Annotated in this window: 16 protein-coding genes; 9 read left to right on the top strand and 7 right to left on the bottom strand. The window is 74.0% G+C overall.

Translation table 11 applies throughout. The features are described 5' to 3' along the window. The first annotated feature begins 8 nt into the window (after nucleotides 1-8). Together ACNJ93_RS08040 and ACNJ93_RS08035 are read left to right on the top strand one after the other, a co-directional pair. Entirely contained in the window at nucleotides 9-626 is a 618-nt protein-coding gene (locus tag ACNJ93_RS08040) for a spherulation-specific family 4 protein (protein WP_418956656.1), read from the top strand. Continuing rightward, on the top strand, nucleotides 623-1,420 hold the full coding sequence (locus tag ACNJ93_RS08035) for an endo alpha-1,4 polygalactosaminidase (RefSeq protein WP_418956655.1): 798 nt from the start codon (nucleotides 623-625) through the stop codon (nucleotides 1,418-1,420). The genes ACNJ93_RS08040 and ACNJ93_RS08035 overlap by 4 nt, the downstream gene beginning before the upstream one ends. A gap of 42 nt (nucleotides 1,421-1,462) precedes the next feature. On the opposite strand, the gene ACNJ93_RS08030 is transcribed toward ACNJ93_RS08035, so the two are convergent. Then, nucleotides 1,463-2,233, bottom strand: a complete 771-nt coding sequence (locus ACNJ93_RS08030) for an adenosylcobinamide-GDP ribazoletransferase (protein WP_418956654.1) — start codon at nucleotides 2,231-2,233, stop codon at nucleotides 1,463-1,465. Nucleotides 2,234-2,320: 87 nt separating this feature from the next. Here ACNJ93_RS08030 and ACNJ93_RS08025 point away from each other — a divergent pair, with 87 nt between their 5' ends. After that, a complete protein-coding gene (locus ACNJ93_RS08025; RefSeq protein WP_418956653.1) occupies nucleotides 2,321-3,127 on the top strand; it encodes a hypothetical protein in 807 nt (268 codons plus the stop codon). Between the two features lie 30 nt (nucleotides 3,128-3,157). On the opposite strand, the gene ACNJ93_RS08020 is transcribed toward ACNJ93_RS08025, so the two are convergent. The 3 genes from ACNJ93_RS08020 to ACNJ93_RS08010 all read right to left on the bottom strand — a co-directional run bounded on the left by ACNJ93_RS08020 (nucleotide 3,158) and on the right by ACNJ93_RS08010 (nucleotide 7,469). Further along, the gene (locus tag ACNJ93_RS08020; RefSeq protein WP_418956652.1) at nucleotides 3,158-4,918 is read right to left on the bottom strand and encodes a phosphatidylglycerol lysyltransferase domain-containing protein; all 1,761 of its coding nucleotides are present in this window, start codon (nucleotides 4,916-4,918) and stop codon (nucleotides 3,158-3,160) included. Nucleotides 4,919-5,022: 104 nt separating this feature from the next. Beyond that, complete coding sequence (gene cobT / locus ACNJ93_RS08015) at nucleotides 5,023-6,156, bottom strand: nicotinate-nucleotide--dimethylbenzimidazole phosphoribosyltransferase (RefSeq protein WP_418956651.1); 1,134 nt, start codon at nucleotides 6,154-6,156, stop codon at nucleotides 5,023-5,025. 110 nt (nucleotides 6,157-6,266) lie between these two features. Next, nucleotides 6,267-7,469, bottom strand: coding sequence for a bifunctional adenosylcobinamide kinase/adenosylcobinamide-phosphate guanylyltransferase (locus tag ACNJ93_RS08010; protein WP_418956650.1), 1,203 nt, complete (start codon nucleotides 7,467-7,469; stop codon nucleotides 6,267-6,269). 92 nt (nucleotides 7,470-7,561) lie between these two features. Between ACNJ93_RS08010 and ACNJ93_RS08005 the strand changes: the two genes are divergently transcribed. Then, a complete protein-coding gene (locus ACNJ93_RS08005; protein ID WP_418956649.1) occupies nucleotides 7,562-7,768 on the top strand; it encodes a hypothetical protein in 207 nt (68 codons plus the stop codon). 269 nt (nucleotides 7,769-8,037) lie between these two features. On the opposite strand, the gene ACNJ93_RS08000 is transcribed toward ACNJ93_RS08005, so the two are convergent. The 3 genes from ACNJ93_RS08000 to ACNJ93_RS07990 all read right to left on the bottom strand — a co-directional run bounded on the left by ACNJ93_RS08000 (nucleotide 8,038) and on the right by ACNJ93_RS07990 (nucleotide 11,358). Then, nucleotides 8,038-9,780: an ABC transporter ATP-binding protein gene (locus ACNJ93_RS08000; protein ID WP_418961343.1), complete on the bottom strand. Its 1,743-nt coding sequence runs from the start codon at nucleotides 9,778-9,780 to the stop codon at nucleotides 8,038-8,040. Between the two features lie 178 nt (nucleotides 9,781-9,958). Further along, nucleotides 9,959-10,666, bottom strand: coding sequence for a class I SAM-dependent methyltransferase (locus ACNJ93_RS07995; protein WP_418961342.1), 708 nt, complete (start codon nucleotides 10,664-10,666; stop codon nucleotides 9,959-9,961). Nucleotides 10,667-10,761: 95 nt separating this feature from the next. Further along, the gene (locus tag ACNJ93_RS07990) at nucleotides 10,762-11,358 is read right to left on the bottom strand and encodes a DUF3043 domain-containing protein (protein ID WP_418956648.1); all 597 of its coding nucleotides are present in this window, start codon (nucleotides 11,356-11,358) and stop codon (nucleotides 10,762-10,764) included. Between the two features lie 271 nt (nucleotides 11,359-11,629). Between ACNJ93_RS07990 and ACNJ93_RS07985 the strand changes: the two genes are divergently transcribed. The 5 genes from ACNJ93_RS07985 (at nucleotide 11,630) to ACNJ93_RS07965 (ending at nucleotide 18,266) form a co-directional block, all read left to right on the top strand. Continuing rightward, the gene (locus tag ACNJ93_RS07985) at nucleotides 11,630-12,427 is read left to right on the top strand and encodes a PspA/IM30 family protein (protein ID WP_418956647.1); all 798 of its coding nucleotides are present in this window, start codon (nucleotides 11,630-11,632) and stop codon (nucleotides 12,425-12,427) included. 77 nt (nucleotides 12,428-12,504) lie between these two features. Beyond that, nucleotides 12,505-12,783 carry a PspA-associated protein PspAA gene (pspAA, locus tag ACNJ93_RS07980; protein ID WP_418956646.1) on the top strand — a complete coding sequence of 93 codons (279 nt, stop codon included), beginning with the start codon at nucleotides 12,505-12,507 and terminating at the stop codon, nucleotides 12,781-12,783. Between the two features lie 148 nt (nucleotides 12,784-12,931). After that, nucleotides 12,932-14,221, top strand: coding sequence for a sensor histidine kinase (locus ACNJ93_RS07975; RefSeq protein ID WP_418956645.1), 1,290 nt, complete (start codon nucleotides 12,932-12,934; stop codon nucleotides 14,219-14,221). Further along, the gene (locus ACNJ93_RS07970) at nucleotides 14,218-14,904 is read left to right on the top strand and encodes a response regulator (RefSeq protein WP_418956644.1); all 687 of its coding nucleotides are present in this window, start codon (nucleotides 14,218-14,220) and stop codon (nucleotides 14,902-14,904) included. The genes ACNJ93_RS07975 and ACNJ93_RS07970 overlap by 4 nt, the downstream gene beginning before the upstream one ends. Before the next feature lie 167 nt (nucleotides 14,905-15,071). After that, the gene (locus ACNJ93_RS07965) at nucleotides 15,072-18,266 is read left to right on the top strand and encodes an efflux RND transporter permease subunit (RefSeq protein ID WP_418956643.1); all 3,195 of its coding nucleotides are present in this window, start codon (nucleotides 15,072-15,074) and stop codon (nucleotides 18,264-18,266) included. Nucleotides 18,267-18,272 lie beyond the last annotated feature (6 nt).

Raw genomic sequence — 18,272 nt, 5'->3', positions numbered from 1 at the left:
GAGCCGCCGTGATCCCGTCCCTCCTCGTCCCCTACTACGAGCATCCCGCCGAACGCCCCGAGGCGTGGGCCGCGCTGGTGGCCGCCGCGCCCCGGCTGTACGGGGTGGTGCTCAACCCGGACAGCGGCCCCGGCCGCGCCGCCGACCCCGCGTTCGCCGAGGTCGCCGGCCGGCTGCGGGCGGCCGGCGTCCGGGTCCTCGGCTACGCCGACGCCGACTACGGCCGCCGCCCGCACGCCGAGGTCGTCGCCGACCTGCTGCGGCACCGCGACTGGTACGGCGCCGACGGGGCCTTCCTCGACCAGGTGCCGACCGGTCCCGAGGCCGTGGGCCACTTCCGCCGGATCGGGATCTCCGCGCGCGCCGCGGGGGCCCGGACCCTGGTGTTCAACCACGGGACGCAGCCCCACCCGTCGTACGCCCCGCTGGCCGATCTGCTGGTCACCTTCGAGGGCCCCTGGGACAGTTACCGGGAGCTGGACCTGCCGCCCGGCGACCGGTACTGCCACCTCGTGTACGCGGCCCCGGCGGACGCGCGGCTCACCTCGCCCGTGCAGTGCGCGGTGCCGGGCGCCGGGGCGCATCCCTGGGGCACCCTGCCGCACGCCCTGAAGGGCGCCGGGTGAGACGCCTCCTCGCCGTGCTCGGCGTCCTGCTGCTCGCGCTGACCGCCTGCACCTCCGCGCCGGACCGGCCCGACGCGCGGGACGGGCTGCCCGGGGAGCACTGGCGGCCCGCCCCCGGCCTCGCCTGGCAGTGGCAGCTCAGCGGACGGCTCGACCCGACCGTGGACGTGCCCGTGTACGACATCGACGGCTTCGACCAGCCGGCGTCCGCCGTCGCCGACCTGCACCGCCGGGGCCGCAAGGTGATCTGCTACCTGTCCACCGGCGCCTGGGAGGAGTTCCGCCCGGACGCCTCGAAGTTCCCGGCGGCCGTGCTCGGCAGGAGCAACGGCTGGCCGGGCGAGCGCTGGCTCGACATCCGCCGCACCGACGTCCTCGAACCCCTGATGGCCGCCCGGATCGACATGTGCCGGGACAAGGGCTTCGACGCCGTCGAGCCGGACAACATGGACGGCTACGCCAACCGCACCGGCTTCCCGCTGACCGCCGCCGACCAGCTGCGCTACAACCGGCTGATCGCCCGGCTGGCCCACGAGCGGGGCCTCGCCGTCGGGTTGAAGAACGACCTCGACCAGATCCCGGACCTGCTCGCGGACTTCGACTTCGCGGTCGATGAGCAGTGCGCCGAGTACGAGGAGTGCGAACTCCTCGTCCCCTTCGTCCGGGCCGGCAAGGCGGTCTTCCACGTCGAGTACGAGCTGCCGACCAGCGCGTTCTGCCCGCGGTCGCGCGAACTGGGGCTCAGTTCGATGCTGAAGCGGTACGACCTGGGCGTCTGGCGCCGGCCCTGCTGACCGTCACGGGCGGGTCCGGCCTGCGCGCGGCCGGGCTCGTCCTCACGGTCTGGCGAGCGTCAGCGCGACCAGCGCCGCCGTCGCCGCCGTCTCCTCCACCGCGCCGAACACGTCCCCCGTCACCCCGCCGAACCGTGCCACGCAGCGCCGCAGCAGCAGCGCCGCCGCCACCAGGGCCGCGGCCGCTGCCAGGACATGGCGCAGCGCGTCGTACGGGGACAGCTGCGCGCCCGCGGCCGCGCAGCCGGCCAGGACCGCGCCGGTGACCGCGGCGGCCGGCCCGGCCGGCACCGTCCCGGCGACCATCGCGCCCAGGCCCTCGGGCCGGGCGGCCGGCACACCGGTGCGCGAGGCGTGGGTGAGCGCGAGCCGGGCCACGACCGCGGCCAGTACGGCGGCGAGCGCCCCGCGCGCCCAGCCGTCGGCGTACAGCGCGGCGAGGGCCGCCACCTGGGCGAACAGGACGAACAGGAGGGTGATCACGCCGAACGGCCCGATGTCCGACTGCTTCATGATGCGCAGCGCGTCCTCGGCGGGCTTGCCGCTGCCCAGACCGTCCGCGGTGTCCGCGAGCCCGTCGAGGTGCAGTCCGCGGGTGAGCAGCGCGGGCACGGCGGCCGAGACCACGGCGGCGAGCAGGGGGCCCGCGCCGACCAGCAGGAACGCCCCGCCGAGCGCGCCCGCGAGCAGCCCGACGACCAGTCCGGGCAGCGGCGCCCAGAGCATGCCGGACCGCGCCGCGTCCCGGTCCCAGCGGGTGACGCGGGCGGGAAGCACGGTGAGCGTGCCGAAGGCGAACCGTATGCCGTCCATGCGCGGCACAGTAGCCGCCGCCCCCGACCGGTAAGTTACGCAGAGGGCGGCAAAGGGGGCATACGCGACGGAAGGGCTGGGCGTGGCATGGGTCACTGGTTCGAACGCAACATCGTCGAGCCCGGAAAGCTCCCGCTGCTGCTCGCCCTCGCCTCCTTCGTCCTCACCTTCCTGATCACCCGGACGATCACCCGGCTGATCCGCGCCGGGAAGGGCCCGTTCCGCAACGTCTCCTCCGGCGGGCTGCACATCCACCACGTCGTCCCGGGCGTCGTCCTCACCCTCGTCGGCGGCTTCGGCGCGATCGCCTCGGGCCGGGACAGCGTCGCCGCGATGGTGTTCGCCGTGCTCTTCGGCACCGGGGCGGGGCTGGTGCTCGACGAGTTCGCGCTGATCCTGCACCTGGACGACGTGTACTGGACCGACGAGGGCCGCAAGAGCGTCGAGGTCGTGGTGCTCACCTTCGCCCTCGTGCTGCTGACCCTGGCCGGGTTCTCGCCGCTGGGCGTCGACGAGGTCGACGCCGACGAGCGGCAGGACCGGGCGGTGTTCGTGCTCTCCCTCGCGGTGAACTTCCTGTTCGTGCTGATCGCCCTGCTGAAGGGCAAGTTCCGCACGGCCGTCATCGGCACGCTGGTGCCGTTCGTGGCGGTCGTGGGGGCGCTGCGGCTGGCCCGGCCGGGCTCGCTGTGGGCCCGCAAGGCGTACCGCCGGCGGCCGAGGGCGCGGGCCCGGGCGGGACTGCGCGCCTACCACCACGACCGGCACTGGGACCGGGCGATGCGGCGCTTCCAGGACGTGGTCGGCGGCTTCCAGGAGCGGGTCCCGCTGCACCCCGGGCACGGCCCGGACGGCGACGGACCCGAGGACGGCGGGCCGCCGGACCGCCGCTGACCCGGGGCCCGCGCCGCGCGGCCGCGTCCCTCAGCGGCGGCCCTCCAGGTGCCGGCGGTGCAGCCACTTCGGCAGCCCCGGGGCCTCCAGGAAGCCTTCGGCGCGGGCCGCGGCGAGACCGATGCGCGGCAGGTCGGCGCTCTTCTCGAACAGCAGGAAGCGGGGCTCCCAGATCGGCCGGTACTTGGCGTTGGCGCGGTACAGCGACTCGATCTGCCACCAGCGGGAGAAGAAGCTCAGCAGCGAACGCCACAGGCGCAGCACCGGACCCGCGCCCAGCCGCGCACCGCGCTCGAAGACGGAGCGGAACATCGCGAAGTTCAGCGAGACCTGAGCGATCCCCAGCTCCTGGGCACGCTGGAGCAGTTCGATGACCATGAACTCCATCAGGCCGTTGTCGGAGTCCCGGTCCCGCCGCATCAGGTCCAGCGACAGGCCCTTGGGGCCCCACGGCACGAACGACAGCACGGCCCGCAGCTCGCCCTGCTCGTCCGTGCATTCGAGCATCACGCAGCGCCCGTCGGCCGGGTCGCCGAGCCGTCCGAGCGCCATGGAGAAACCGCGCTCGGTCGCCCCGTCGCGCCAGTCGTCCGCCCTGGCCAGCAGGACGGCCATCTCGTCCTCGGGGATCTCCTCGTGGCGGCGGACGCGGACCCGGTACCCGGCCCGCTTCACCCGGTTGTACGCCTGCCGGACCGTGCGCATCGCGCGGCCCTCCAGGGTGAATTCTGCCGTGTCCACGATCGCCTCGTCGCCCAGTTCCAGGGCGTCCAGTCCGTGCCGGGCGTAGATCGTGCCGGCCTCCTCGCTCGCGCCCATCACGGCCGGGATCCAGCCGTGCTCCCGGGCCTCCGCCAGCCACGGCTCGATCGCGCCGGGCCAGGCCTCCGGGTCGCCGATCGGGTCGCCCGAGGCGAGGGAGACCCCGCCGACCACGCGGTAGGCCACGGCGGCCTTCTCGCTCGGCGACCACACCACGCTCTTCTCGCGGCGCAGCGCGAAGTAGCCCAGCGAGTCCCGGTCGCCGTGCCGGTCGAGCAGCGCCCGCAGCCGGCGCTCGTCGTCCTCGGTGAGCGGGTCGACGGCCCGGCGGGAGCGGAACGCCGCGTACAGCACGGCGCACAGCAGCAGCGTGGACAGCACGTTGACGGTGACGTCCACCCAGCCCGGGGTGGAGATCGCGGGGAACCGGGAGTCGTCGGCGGCCAGGGTGATCAGGCGCATCACGCCGTACCGCCAGCGCTCCAGGAAGGTGGACGGGCCGGCGGCGGTGTTGGTGACGGTGACCAGGAAGGCGGCGAACAGGGAGGTCACCAGCAGGCCGACGACGGCGACCACGGTCGCGGCCACCGGATTGGAGCGGTCGCCCTTCGCGTAGAACTCCTTGCGGCCCAGGAGCAGGGCGGTGACGAAACCCGCGGTCAGGGCCAGCGAGATCCAGTTCTGGGCGTGCTGCCGGATCTCCGGCAGGAACATCGCCAGCGCGAACAGCGCCAGGAACAGGCCGCTCAGCACCATGTTGAGGATCCAGGCGGCGCGCTTGCGGCGGCGCATGGTGATGGCGAGGAACAGCGTGAACACCCCGGAGGCGAAGCCGGCGGTGAGCAGGTACGGGGTGAAGTAGTCGTCCGTGTTGTGCCGGCGGAGGTCCTGGCCGAGCGAGACCCAGACCGCGCTGAGGAAGTTCACGAACGTGACCGCGCGGAGGTACCAGACGGCGAAGGCGGCGGCGCGGCGCGAGCGCGGGGTGCCGCGGGCGGCGGAATCAGTGGACAAACGGACTTCTCCCATGAAAAGCGAGCATATGGGCATCGCCGGTCATGGCAGGGCGCCGCCGCGTTCCGTCGGGTCGATCGTGCGACGGGCCGCGGCGGCGCCCTGAGCAGGTCTTTCGGTCAGACCTCCACGCCCTGCGCGCCCTCCGTGCCACCGGCGCCCTCCGCGCCCGCCCCGTCCTCGGCGTCCGCGGCCTCCTTCGCCTCCGGCTCGGGGGCCGGACGCTCCGGCAGCTCGGCGGCGAGCGCCGCGGCGGACTGGACGAGGGGCAGGGCCAGCAGCGCCCCGGTTCCCTCACCCACTCGGACGCCGTGGTCGAGCAGCGGGTTGACCGCCATCCGGTCCAGGGCCTTGGCCTGCGCCGGTTCGCCGGTCAGCTGGCCGGCCAGCCACCAGTCCGGCGAGCGGAACGCCGCGCGCTGCGCGACGAGCCCGCAGGCCGCGCCCACCACGCCGTCCAGGATCACCGGCATCCGGCGCACCGCGCTCTGCAGCAGGAAGCCGGTCGTCGCGGCCAGGTCCGGGCCGCCGACGGCGGCGAGCAGCGCGAGCTGGTCGCCGAGCACGGGACGGGCGCGGCGCAGCGCGTCGCGGATCGCCGCGCACTTGCGCATCCACGCCAGGTCGTCGATGCCCGCGCCGCCCCGGCCGGTGACCACGGAGGCGTCCGTCCCGCACAGCGCGGCGATCAGCGTGGAGGCGGGCGTGGTGCCGCCGACGCTGAGATCGCCGAGGACGACCAGATCGGTCCCCGAGTCGGCCTCCTCGTCGGCGATCGCCATGCCCAGCTCGACGGCCGCGTTCGCCTCGTCGAGGGTCATCGCGTCCTCGACGTCGATCCGGCCGGTGCCGTTGCGGACGCGGCGGCGCACGACCTCGGCGGGCAGCAGCGCGGGATCGCAGTCCAGTCCCGCGTCGACGACGCGGACCGGGACGTTCATGCGCCGCGCGAGCACCGCGACCGGGCTCGCCCCGTCGAGCACCGCGCGCACCAGCTCGTGCGTCGTCCCCGCCCGGCGCCCGGACACGCCCAGAGCGGCCACCCCGTGGTCGCCGGCGAAGAGCACGACGCGCGGCCGCTCGACCGGCCGGACCGGTACGGCCGCCTGCGCGGCGGACAGCCACTCGCCCAGCTCGTCCAGCCGCCCGAGCGCCCCGACCGGAACGCTCAGCCGCTCCCGACGGGCCTCGGCGTCGTACCGTATCCCGCCGTCGGGTCGCTCGATCAGATCGGAGAAGTCGTCCAGGTTCAAGGGTCCGCCTTGTGCCGTGTTCGTGGTCCAGGGTCCGTAGCCTGAACGGTACCGGGACCGCCCCTCGTTCCCGGTCCTCCGGGGCCTTCCCCGGGCCGCGCGGGGCGGCGCTACCCCCGCAGGACCAGCGGCTGTCCCGCCGTCACCAGGACGACCTGCTCGCACTCGTCGGCGAACGCCGCGTTCAGCCGGCCCAGTTCGTCGCGGAAGCGGCGGCCCGACGCGGTGGCGGGGACCACGCCCGCGCCGACCTCGTTGGTGACCGCCACGACCGTACGGCCCGTCTCCCGCACCGCCGCGACCAGTTCATCGACCCGCCCGCGCAGCGCCTCGCGGCCGCCGGAGGCCCAGCGCTCGTCGTCCCAGGCGCCGACCCGGTCCATCACGTCCGTCAGCCACAGCGCCAGGCAGTCGATCAGCAGCGCCGGGCCCTCGGACGCGAGCAGCGGCACCAGGTCCGTGGTCTCCACCGTCCGCCAGGAGCCCGGCCGGCGCTCCCGGTGCAGCCCGATCCGCTCCTTCCACTCCGGGTCGCCCTCCCGCGTCCCGCTGGTCGCCACGTACACGACCTCCGGGAACGACTCCAGGCGCCGCTCCGCCTCCAGCGACTTCCCCGAGCGCGCCCCGCCGGTCACCAGCGTGCGCCGCGGGATCTCCGGCACCGCCGGGTACGCGCCCACGGTGAGCGTCGTCCCGTCCGGCACCGCCCGGGCGCCCGCCGCCGCCAGCCGCCGGTCCAGCTCCGCGCCCGGGGGCACGTCGTGGTCCAGGTGCACCGCGACCACGTCCGTCGCCGGGCCCACCGAGCCGGACGCCCGCAGCCGGGCCAGCGCGTCGGGCCGTCCGGTCACGTCCGCGCAGACCGTGTCGTACGCCGGGCCGCCCCGCTCCGGCTGCCCCGCCGGCGCGCCGCCCGGCGGCAGGTACAGCAGCCGGTCGCCGTCCGGCGAGATCACCTCGTACCCGGTGCCGGGCGAGTCCATCGGCACCGCCCGCACCCGGTGCCCGCTGATCAGCGTCAGCTCCCGGCCGTCCGGCACCCGCCCGGCCGTCGGCAGCCCCGGCGGCAGCTCCACCGCCGGACCGTCGTGCGGATGCGTCAGGAGCACCTGCCGCACCCCGCCCAGCGAATGCCCCGCCCGGGCAGCTGCCAGCGCGGCGCCCGGGGTCAGGTCGAGCAGCAGCGCCCCGTCGACGAGCAGCGCGGTCGCGGCCCGCGCGGACGGGCCCCGGGAGAGGGCGCAGCGGGCGCAGGGGCAGGAGGGGCGGGGGAGGCCCTCGGGGGCTCCGGTGCCGAGGAGAGTCAGTTCCACGATCACGATCCTCCCGCGTCCCCTCCGCGGGTGCGCGCCCGGCTACGCTGCGGGCAGGAAACCGATCATCCGGTGAGCTCCGGGAGGCGCGCATGGCATGGACGTGGCGGTTCGAGAAGGCCGACGGCACCGAGGTCGAGCCCTCGGTCGTACCGGAGGAGTTCACGACCCAGGGCGACGCCGAGTCCTGGATCGGCGAGTACTGGCGTGACCTCCTCGCGGGCGGCGCGGAGCAGGTCGTGCTGTTCGAGGACACGACCAAGATCTACGGCCCGATGTCCCTGGACGCGGAGGCGTAACGACGGGTCCGGGCCGGGTCCGGGGCAGCGGCCCCGCACCCGGCCCGGCTGCCGGGCCGCGCCGTCCCGGCCGGCCTCGGCCCGACCCGCCGCCCCGCCCCGGCTCAGCCCGGACCCCCGCCTCGCCTCAGCCGGGACCCGCCGCCTCGCCCCGGCTCAGCCGGGACCCGCCGCCCCGGCCCGCCCCCTCAGCCCGGGCCCGCCGGCCCGCCCCTTCAGCCCGCGTCCGCCGGCCCGCCCCCTCAGCCCGCGTCCGCCGGCCCGCCCCCTCAGCCCGCGTCCGCCGCCAGGAACTGGGTCGCCGCGAGTTCCGCGTACAGGGTGTCTTCCGCGACCAGTTCGGCGTGGGTGCCGACCGCGCGGACCCGGCCCGCGTCCATGACCACGATCCGGTCCGCCAGGGTCACCGTCGACAGGCGGTGGGCCACCACGAGGACCGTGGTCTCCCGGGCCGCCTCGGCCACCGCGTCGCGCAGGGCCAGTTCGTTGACCGCGTCCAGCTGCGAGGTCGCCTCGTCCAGGAGCAGCAGCCGCGGCCTGCGCAGCAGCGCCCGGGCGATGGCCACGCGCTGCCGCTCGCCGCCGGAGAGCTTCGAGCCCCGGTGCCCGACGACCGTGTCCAGGCCCTGCGGCAGCCGCGCCACCAGCCCGTCGAGCCTGGCCCGCTCCAGCACCCCGGTCAGCTCCTCCTCCGTGGCGTCCGGCGCGGCGAACAGCAGGTTCTCCCGCAGCGTGCCCGACAGCACCGGCGCGTCCTGCTCCACGTACCCGATGGCCGCCCGCAGCTCCGCCAGCGGCCAGTCCCGTACGTCCTTGCCGTCGATCAGGACCCGCCCGCCGGTCGCCTCGTAGAACCGCTCGATCAGCCCGAACACGGTCGTCTTGCCCGCCCCCGACGGCCCCACGAACGCGGTCATCCCCGCGCCCGGCACCGTGAACGACACGCCCGAATGGACCGGCGGCAGGTCGTCGCGGTACCGGAACGTCACGTCCTCGAACACCACGGAGGCCGACGGCCCGTCCGCCACGGCCACCGGCGCCGGAGCGGGCCCCGCCGCCTCCGTCTCCAGCCGCTCCGCCTCCAGGATCCGCGCGATCGCCGCCGAGCCGACCTGGTACTGCGTCGCCGCCTCGACCAGCTTCGACACCGGCTCGATCAGGTAGAAGAGGAACAGCAGGAAGGCGATCAGCGTCGACACCGAGATCGCCCCGGACGCGACCCGGGCCCCGCCGATCCCCAGTACCGCCAGGAACGACACCTGCACCGCGAGCCCGATCGACGACCCCGCCATGGACTGCCACTTCGCGGACTTCACGCCGTGCCGCCAGGCCCGTTCCGCCGCCGCCTCGACGACCGCGGTCTCCCGGTCCTCCGCCCCCGACGCCTTGATGGTCCGGAACGCGCCGAAGGCCCGCTCCAGGACCGTCGAGATCTCCCCGACCGCCTCCTGCGAGCGCCGCGTCGCCGCGGCGATCCTCGGCATCAGCAGCGCCACCGCGCCGCCGATCAGCACGATCACCCCGAGCGTGACGCCCAGCAGCACCGGGTCCATCAGCGCCATGAGCACGAGCGTCGCGAGGAACGCCAGGCCCCCGGTCGCCGCCGACACCACCGACTGCGTGGTCACCGCCCGCAGCAGCGTCGTGTCCGAGGTGACCCGCGACATCAGGTCGCCGGGCTGGGTCCGCTCCACCTCCGGCAGCCGCAGCCGCAGCAACCGCCCGATCAGGCTGCGGCGGGCGGCCAGCACGACCGACTCGGCGGTGCGTTCCAGGACGTACGAGCCGAGCGCCTCGACGGCCGTGCCGAACACCACCAGGGCGGTGAGCACGACGAGGACCGAGGCGATCGACCGGCCCTCCCCGAGGCGGTCCACCAGTTCCTTCGCGGCCAGCGGCTGCGCGAGCCCGCTCGCCGCGCCGACCAGCGCCAGTGCCGCGCCGAGGGCGACGGCCGCGCGGTGCGGCCGGAAATGCCCGTACAGCGCGCGCCACACCTCGCGGGCGGGCACGTCGGGCGGGGAGGCGGGTTCGTCCGGGGTGCTGCCGGGAACCCCGGCGTACTCGATGCTCACACGTCCCAGGACGCAGAACCGCCCCGCGCGCCTGACTCCAGGCGTCGCGAGGCGGTCGGTGGTTCGTCGCGTCCGCTGTCCGCTGCGTTGTCCGCCGCGTTGTCCGCCGCGTCCGCTAGCCGCGCACCCCGCACAGGTGCAGCAGCGCCGCGACCCTGCGGTACGGGTCCGTGCGGCCCGCGCGCTCCTCCGCGGCCAGCAGCCGCTCCAGCTCGTCCGCGGCCGGCAGTCCCGCGTCGTGCGGCACGCCGTCCGTGAAGACCCGCACCCCGTACCAGGCGTGCAGCGGCGCGGCGATCCCGGCGAGGGTCGCCGTCAGCGCGTCGAGCCGGTCCGCGCGCACCGGAGCGCCGTACCGGTCCGTGTACGCGTCCGACTCGAAGGCCGCCAGCGCGCCCGGCCAGTCCCCGGCCAGGCCCGGCCGCATCGCCAGGGCGTCCGCGTTGCGCACCACCAGGGACAGCAGGCCGCCGGGGGCCAGCATCCGGGCCAGGCCCGCGAGCAGCCCGTCCGGCTCGGGGACGTACATGAGGACGCCGTGGCAGAGCACCACGTCGAAGCTGCCCGGCAGGAAGTGCACGCCCGTGTCCCGGCCGTCGCCCTCGATCAGCCGGACCCGCTCCCGGATCCCGGCCGGTTCCCCGGCCAGCGCCTCACGCGCCGTCTTCAGCAGCCGCGGGTCGGACTCCAGGCCGGTCACCGTGTGACCGGCCCGGGCGAGCCGCAGCAGCTGGGCGCCCTGGCCCATGCCGACGTCGAGGATCCGCAGCCGCTGCCCCACCGGGTAGCGGGCGGCGATCTGCTCGTCGAGCTGGCGGGCGATCAGTTCGTGCCGGACGGCGTCGCGCAGCCCGGCACGGCCGACGGGGGCGGTGTCGGCCGTGGGCGCGTTCTCGTCCGGCGGGAAAGTCTCCGCGCTCAGGGCCGCTCTCCGCGCTTGACCTGCGGCTTCGGCAGCCGAAGCCGGCGCATCTGGAGCGTGCGCATCAGGCCGTAGGCGACCGCGCCGCGCTTCGGCTCGTTCGGGAAGCGCTCGTTCAGCTGCTTGCGCAGCCGGAACGACAGGAAGACCGAGTCGATCACGATCATCACGATGACGCCGAGCCACAGCACCAGCGAGATCTGCTGCAGATTGCCCGCGCGGATCATCGAGAGCACGAGGATGATCACGGCCATCGGGAGGAAGAACTCCGCGACCGCGAAGCGCGAGTCGACGTAGTCGCGCACGAAGCGGCGGACCGGGCCCTTGTCACGGACCGGGAGGTACCGCTCGTCACCGCTGGCCAGGGCCTCGCGCTGCTTCGCCAGCTCCTGGCGGCGCACCTCGCGCTGGCGCTTCATGGCCTCCTTGCGGTCCAGCGGCGCGGTCTGCGCGCGGCGGCGCTGCGTCTGGGCCTCACTCCGCTTCGGGGTCGGGCGGCCCTTCGGGGCCTGGGGGTCGCGGGGCTGCTTGGAGAGGTCCGCCGTCACCTGCTCGGTGGGGGCCTTCTCATCCTTCGAACGGCTACGGAACACAAGGCCAAGGGTACGTGCTGGGAGGAGTGACCAGCAGTGCGGGCGGGAACGATCCGCTAACGGCCTGCGTCGTGAGGGGTGACAGGTCCGGACGACGCGTGCGGTGCCCCGGGGTTCCTCTACTCCCTGGGCCGGAGAAGAGCCGCGCACAGTCGTTCTTGGGGAGGAGCGCATCCGCTCCCGAACAGTGCGGTAATGGAAGCAGGAACCGTACTGTGGGTTCTGTTGGAGTGCTGGAGCCGAGTCCGTCAGAAGGGGGCGCGCGAAGCCCATGAGCGGTGTGATGAAGCGTATGGGGATGATCTTCCGCGCGAAGGCAAACAAGGCCCTTGACCGGGCCGAGGATCCGCGCGAGACCCTCGATTACTCCTACCAGAAGCAGCTGGAGCTGCTGCAGAAGGTGCGCAGGGGCGTCGCCGACGTCGCCACCTCGCGCAAGCGCCTGGAGCTGCAGCTCAACCAGCTCCAGAGCCAGTCCGCCAAGCTGGAGGACCAGGGCCGCAAGGCGCTGGCGCTCGGCCGTGAGGACCTCGCCCGCGAGGCGCTGTCCCGCCGGGCCGCGCTGCAGCAGCAGGTCTCCGACCTGGAGGTGCAGCACCAGACGCTGCAGGGCGAGGAGGAGAAGCTGACGCTGGCCTCCCAGCGGCTGCAGGCCAAGGTCGACGCCTTCCGTACGAAGAAGGAGACCATCAAGGCCACCTACACCGCCGCCCAGGCCCAGACCCGCATCGCGGAGTCCTTCTCGGGCATCTCCGAGGAGATGAGCGACGTCGGCGTGGCGATCCAGCGCGCCGAGGACAAGACCGCCCAGCTGCAGGCCCGGGCCGGCGCGATCGACGAGCTGCTCGCCTCCGGCGCCCTGGACGACCACTCCGGGCTCGCCAAGGACGACATCCAGGCCGAGCTGGACCGCCTCTCCGGCGGGACGGACGTCGAGCTGGAGCTGCAGCGGATGAAGGCGGAGCTGGCCGGGGGCCCGTCCGCCGGGAAGCAGGCCATCGAGGGCGGCGCGCAGGACCAGGCGCAGTCCTCGGAGCAGCCCTCCCACCCGAGGTTCGACAAGCAGTAGCCGTTCGACAAGCAGGAGCCGTTCGACAAGCAGGAGCCCGACAGGCGTCGGTCCCGACACGAGCGTAAGGACGCGTCATGATCGTGAGGATCATGGGGGAGGGCCAGTGGGAGGTGGCGGACAGCCACTTCCCGGAACTGAACAAGCTCGACGACGAACTGCTCGCCGAGATGGAGAGCGGCGACGGGGCGGGCTTCCGCAGCACGCTCGGCGCGCTGCTCGACGCGATCCGACGGCTGGGGGAGCCCCTGCCGGACGACGCGCTCGAACCCTCCGAACTGATCCTTCCGTCCCCGGACGCCACGCTCGACGAGGTCCGCGAGCTGCTCTCCGACGACGGGCTGATCCCCGGCTGAGCCCGGGAGCCCGCACCGGCCACCGCCGGCCGCACTCCAGCACGGCGCCCCGCCGCCCCACCCGGGCGACGGGGCGCCCTCGCGTTCCGGGGGGGGCGGGCCTGGCGTCCCGGGGCGGGGCCCCAGGGGGTGCCCGGACCCCGTACCGTTGCCCGACGTGACGTCCATCGGAAGCGGGCTCTCCCGGAGTCGGGAGTGGCTCCGCGCCCACCCCACCGCCTTCGACGCGGGGCTCGCCCTCGGCGTGCTGGCCTGCATGATCACCGGCTCCTTCGCCGACCCGCACGGCAGCCCCAACGGCCCCACCTTCGGCACCCGCAGCCCCTCCGCGATCAGCGTGGCGTTCATGGTGCTCGGTGCCGCCGCGCTGGTGCTGCGCCGGAGCCGGCCGCAGGCCGTGCTCGCCGCGACCGGCGCCGTCACGCTGGCCGAACTGCTCCTGGAGGACCCCCGCGCGCCCGTCGCGATGAGCGCGGTGATCGCGCTGTACACCGTCGCCTCGCGCACCGACCGGCCCACCACCTGGCGGCTCGGCCTGGCCACCATGACCGTGCTGACCGGCACGGCGATGTTCTTCGGCTCCTCGCCCTGGTACTCGCAGGAGAACATCGGCCTGTTCGCCTGGACCGGCATGGCGGCCGCCGCCGGCGACGCCGTGCGCAGCCGGCGGGCGTTCGTCGCCGCCATCGAGGAGCGGGCCGAGCGCGCCGAGCGCACCCGCGAGGAGGAGGCCCGGCGCCGGGTCGCCGAGGAACGGCTGCGCATCGCCCGCGATCTGCACGACGTCGTCGCCCACCACATCGCCCTGGTCAACGTCCAGGCCGGAGTCGCCGCGCACGTCATGGACAAGCGGCCCGACCAGGCCAAGGAGGCCCTCGCGCACGTACGGGAGGCCAGCCGGTCCGCGCTCAACGAGCTGCGCGCCACCGTCGGGCTGCTGCGTCAGTCCGGCGACCCGGAGGCGCCCACCGAGCCGGCCCCCGGCCTCGGCGTCCTCGACGAGCTGCTCGACAGCTTCCGCAAGGCCGGACTGCCGGTCGAACTGGCCCGCGCCGACGACGACGGCGCCCTGCCGGCGGCCGTCGACCTCGCCGCGTACCGGATCATCCAGGAGGCGCTGACCAACGTGCGCAAGCACGCGGGGACGGACGCCCGCGCCGAGGTCAGCGTCGTCCGCGTCGGCCGGACCGTGGAGATCACCGTCCTCGACGACGGCGCCACGAAGACCGCCGGGGCACCGGGCGAGCCGGGCGGTCCGGGCGAGCCGGCCTCGGGTCCCGGCGAGCCCGGCGGCGGCCACGGCCTCGTCGGCATGCGCGAACGCGTCTCCGCCCTCGGCGGCACCCTCACCGCCGCCCCCCGGTACGGCGGCGGCTTCCGCGTGCAGGCGATACTGCCCGTGACCGCCCGCACCGGGGCGGACGGGGAGGACGCATGACGATCCGGGTACTGCTCGCCGACGACCAGGCCCTGCTGCGCAGCGCCTTCCGGGTGCTGGTCGACTCGGAACCCGACATGGAGGTCGTCGGGGAGGCGGCCGACGGCGCCCAGGCCGTCGAACTGGCCCGCGCCGAGCGGCCCGACGTCGTCCTGATGGACATCCGCATGCCCGGCACCGACGGACTCGCCGCCACCCGGCTGATCACCGCCGACCCGGAGCTGTCCCCCGTCCGGATCGTCATGCTCACCACCTTCGAGGTGGACGAGTACGTGGTCCAGTCGCTGCGCGCCGGCGCCTCCGGCTTCCTCGGCAAGGGCGCCGAACCGGACGAGCTGCTCAACGCGATCCGGATCGCCGCGGCCGGCGAGGCCCTGCTCTCCCCGGCCGCCACCAAGGGCCTGATCGCCACCTTCCTCGCGCAGGGCGGCGGGGTGGACGGCGCCGAGGGCGCCCGCGCCCACTCGGAGCGGCTGACCGCGCTGACCGGCCGCGAGACGGAGGTGCTGGTCCTCGTGGCCGGCGGACTGTCCAACGACGAGATCGCCGACCGGCTGGAGGTCAGTCCGCTGACCGTCAAGACGCACGTCAACCGGGCCATGGCCAAACTGGGGGCGCGCGACCGGGCGCAATTGGTGGTCATCGCGTACGAATCGGGCCTGGTACGCCCGAGGGTGGAGTGACCCGGACGCCGCGTGTACTCCGAACGGAGTAGGCGCGGGATAAGGATCTGGACCTGGGGCCGACGGAACCGGCCCCGTGCGTGGCCGAGGGTAGGAGGCGGGCACCTGACTGAACTCCTCGGGCGGGGCCCGCTTCCTGCGTACCCACGCCACAGAAGAGAGACCCCATGTCCTGGCTGTCCAGATTCAGCCTCGCGCAACGGGCCCTGATAGGGCTGATGTCGATCGTGGCGATCGTCTTCGGGGCGATCGCCATCCCGCAGCTCAAGCAGCAGCTGCTGCCCTCCATCGAACTGCCGATGGTGTCGGTGCTCGCCCCGTACCAGGGCGCCTCCCCCGACGTGGTCGAGAAGCAGGTCGTCGAACCGCTCGAGAACACCCTGAAGGCCGTCGACGGCATCAAGGGCATCACCTCCACCGCCTCCGAGGGCAACGCCGTCATCATGGCCACCTTCGACTACGGCGACGAGGGCACCAAGCAGCTCGTCGCCGACGTCCAGCAGGCCGTCAACCGGGCCCGGATCGCGCTGCCCGACTCCGTCGACCCGCAGGTCGTGGCCGGTTCCACGGACGACATCCCGACCGTCGTCCTCGCCGTCACCTCCGACAAGGACCAGCAGGCGCTGGCCGACCAGCTGCAGCGCACGGTCGTCCCGGCCCTGGAGGACGTCGACGGCGTCGGCCAGGTCACCGTCGACGGCGTCCAGAAGCTCCAGGTCTCCGTCACCCCCGACGACGCGAAGCTCGCCGCCGCCGGGTTCAACGCCCTGACCCTCGCCGAGGCCCTCAAGGCCGGCGGCGCCACCATCCCCGCCGGCTCCTTCGCCGAGGCCGGCAAGAGCCGCACGGTGCAGGTCGGCGGCGGCTTCACCTCGCTGGCGCAGATCCAGGACCTGCGGCTGACCCCGCCGGCCGGCGGACCCGGTGCGTCCGGTCCCCGCGCCTCCGGCAAGCCGGCGAAGCCCGTCCGGCTCGGCGACGTGGCCACCGTGAAGCAGGAGGAGTCCACCCGGGTCTCCCTCACCCGCACCAACGGCAGGCCCAGCCTCGCCGTCGTGGTCACCATGGACCAGGACGGCAGCGCCGTCGCCATCTCCGAGGCCGTCCAGGACAAGCTGCCCGAGCTGCGCGAGGACCTCGGCGCGGGCGCCGAGCTCACCGTCGTCTCCGACCAGGGCCCGGCGGTCTCCAAGTCCATCTCCGGCCTCACCACCGAGGGCGCGCTCGGCCTGCTCTTCGCGGTAATCGTGATCCTGGTGTTCCTCGCCTCGATCCGCTCCACGCTGGTCACGGCGGTCTCCATCCCGCTGTCCGTGGTGCTCGCGCTGATCGTCCTGTGGACCAGGGACCTCTCCCTGAACATGCTGACGCTGGGCGCGCTCACCATCGCCATCGGCCGCGTCGTCGACGACTCGATCGTGGTCCTGGAGAACATCAAGCGGCACCTCGGCTACGGCGAGGAGCGCCGGGCCGCGATCCTCACCGCGGTCCGCGAGGTGGCCGGCGCGGTCACCTCGTCCACCCTCACCACCGTCGCCGTGTTCCTGCCGATCGGCCTGGTCGGCGGCATGGTCGGCGAGCTGTTCGGCTCGTTCAGCCTGACCGTCACGGCGGCGCTGCTGGCGTCCCTGCTCGTGTCGCTCACCGTCGTCCCGGTCCTGTCGTACTGGTTCCTGCGCGCCCCCAAGGGCACCTCCGCGGACCCGGACGAGGCGCGCCGGGCGGCGGAGGAGAAGGAGGCCCGCAGCCGCCTCCAGCGCATGTACGTCCCCGTCCTCCGCTTCGCCACCCGCCGCCGCCTCACCAGCGTGGCCATCGCCGTCGTCGTCCTCATCGGCACCTTCGCCATGGCGCCGCTGATGAAGACGAACTTCTTCGACCAGGGCGAGCAGAAGATCCTGTCCGTCAAGCAGAAGCTGGCCCCGGGCACGAGCCTGGCCGCCTCCGACGAGGCCGCGAAGAAGGTCGAGAAGGTCCTCGGCTCGGTGGACGGCGTCGAGGACTACCAGGTCACGGTCGGCTCGTCCGGCTTCATGGCCGCCTTCGGCGGCGGCACGGGCTCCAACCAGGCCTCGTACCAGGTCAAGCTGGCGGAGTCCGCCTCGTACGAGAAGGTCCGCGCGGCGATCGACGCGGAGCTGGCGAAGCTCGACGGCATCGGCGACACGACGATCGCGGCGGGCGACGGCTTCGCGAGCCAGGACCTCAGCGTCGTCGTGAAGGCCTCGGACCGCGAGGTCCTGAAGCAGGCGTCGGAGGCGGTACGGGCCGAGGTCGCGAAGCTCGACGACGTCACGGACGTCCAGAGCGACCTGGCCCAGTCGGTCCCGCGGATCTCCGTGAAGGCGACCCCGAAGGCGGCCGAGGCCGGCTTCGACGACACCACCCTCGGTCTGGCCGTGGCCCAGGCGGTCCGCGGCACCCCGGCCGGCACGGCGACCCTCGACGACACCGAGCGGGACGTCGTCGTCACCTCGGCCCGGCCCGCGAAGACCATGGCGGAGCTGAAGGCCCTGCCGCTCGGCCCGGTGAAGCTCGGCGACGTCGCCGAGGTGAAGCTCGTCCCGGGCCCGGTCTCCATGACCCGGATCGACGGCGCCCGCGCCGCGACCGTCACGGCCAAGCCGACCGGCGACAACACCGGCGCGGTCAGCGCCGAGCTCCAGTCGAAGCTGAACGCCCTGGACCTGCCGAAGGGCGCGACCGCGTCCATCGGCGGCGTCTCCGAGGACCAGTCGGAAGCCTTCCTCCAGCTCGGCCTGGCGATGCTCGCGGCCATCGCGATCGTCTTCATGCTCCTGGTCGCGACGTTCAAGTCGCTGGTCCAGCCGCTGATCCTGCTGGTCTCCATCCCGTTCGCGGCGACCGGCGCGCTCGGCCTGCTGATCGCCACGGACACGGCGATGGGCGTCCCGGCGATGATCGGCATGCTGATGCTCATCGGCATCGTGGTCACCAACGCGATCGTGCTGATCGACCTGATCAACCAGTACCGCGCCCAGGGCCTCGGCGTCGTCGAGGCGGTCGTGGAAGGCGGCCGCCACCGCCTCCGCCCCATCCTCATGACCGCCCTGGCCACGATCTTCGCCCTGCTCCCGATGGCCCTCGGCATCACCGGCGAGGGCGGCTTCATCGCCCAGCCGCTGGCCGTGGTCGTGATCGGCGGCCTGGTCACCTCGACCCTGCTGACCCTCCTCCTCGTCCCGACCCTCTACGCGATGGTCGAACTCCGCAAGGAACGCCGAGCCAAGAAGAAGGCGGCGAAGCGCGCCAAGAAGAACGGCGACGGCGTGGACAGCAACCCGGACCAGCCGGAAACCACCCCCATCGAGGGCTCGATCCTCGACGCCCTCGACGCCTGACACGTC

Source organism: Streptomyces tritici, assembly GCF_048500665.1.
GTDB classification, from domain to species: domain Bacteria; phylum Actinomycetota; class Actinomycetes; order Streptomycetales; family Streptomycetaceae; genus Streptomyces; species Streptomyces tritici.
Note: the sequence above shows the minus strand (reverse complement) of the source record. Positions and strands in the feature narration are given on the sequence as shown.

Bases quoted from the DNA above. Each gene is read 5' to 3' on its own strand.
- ACNJ93_RS08005 (WP_418956649.1), top strand. From the start codon at position 7,562: ATGGCATGGACGTGGCGGTTCGAGAAGGCCGACGGCACCGAGGTCGAG.
- ACNJ93_RS08020 (WP_418956652.1), bottom strand. From the start codon at position 4,918: ATGGGAGAAGTCCGTTTGTCCACTGATTCCGCCGCCCGCGGCACCCCG.
- ACNJ93_RS08025 (WP_418956653.1), top strand. From the start codon at position 2,321: ATGGGTCACTGGTTCGAACGCAACATCGTCGAGCCCGGAAAGCTCCCG.
- pspAA (WP_418956646.1), top strand. From the start codon at position 12,505: ATGATCGTGAGGATCATGGGGGAGGGCCAGTGGGAGGTGGCGGACAGC.
- ACNJ93_RS08030 (WP_418956654.1), bottom strand. From the start codon at position 2,233: ATGGACGGCATACGGTTCGCCTTCGGCACGCTCACCGTGCTTCCCGCC.
- ACNJ93_RS07985 (WP_418956647.1), top strand. From the start codon at position 11,630: ATGAGCGGTGTGATGAAGCGTATGGGGATGATCTTCCGCGCGAAGGCA.
- ACNJ93_RS07965 (WP_418956643.1), top strand. From the start codon at position 15,072: ATGTCCTGGCTGTCCAGATTCAGCCTCGCGCAACGGGCCCTGATAGGG.
- ACNJ93_RS07970 (WP_418956644.1), top strand. From the start codon at position 14,218: ATGACGATCCGGGTACTGCTCGCCGACGACCAGGCCCTGCTGCGCAGC.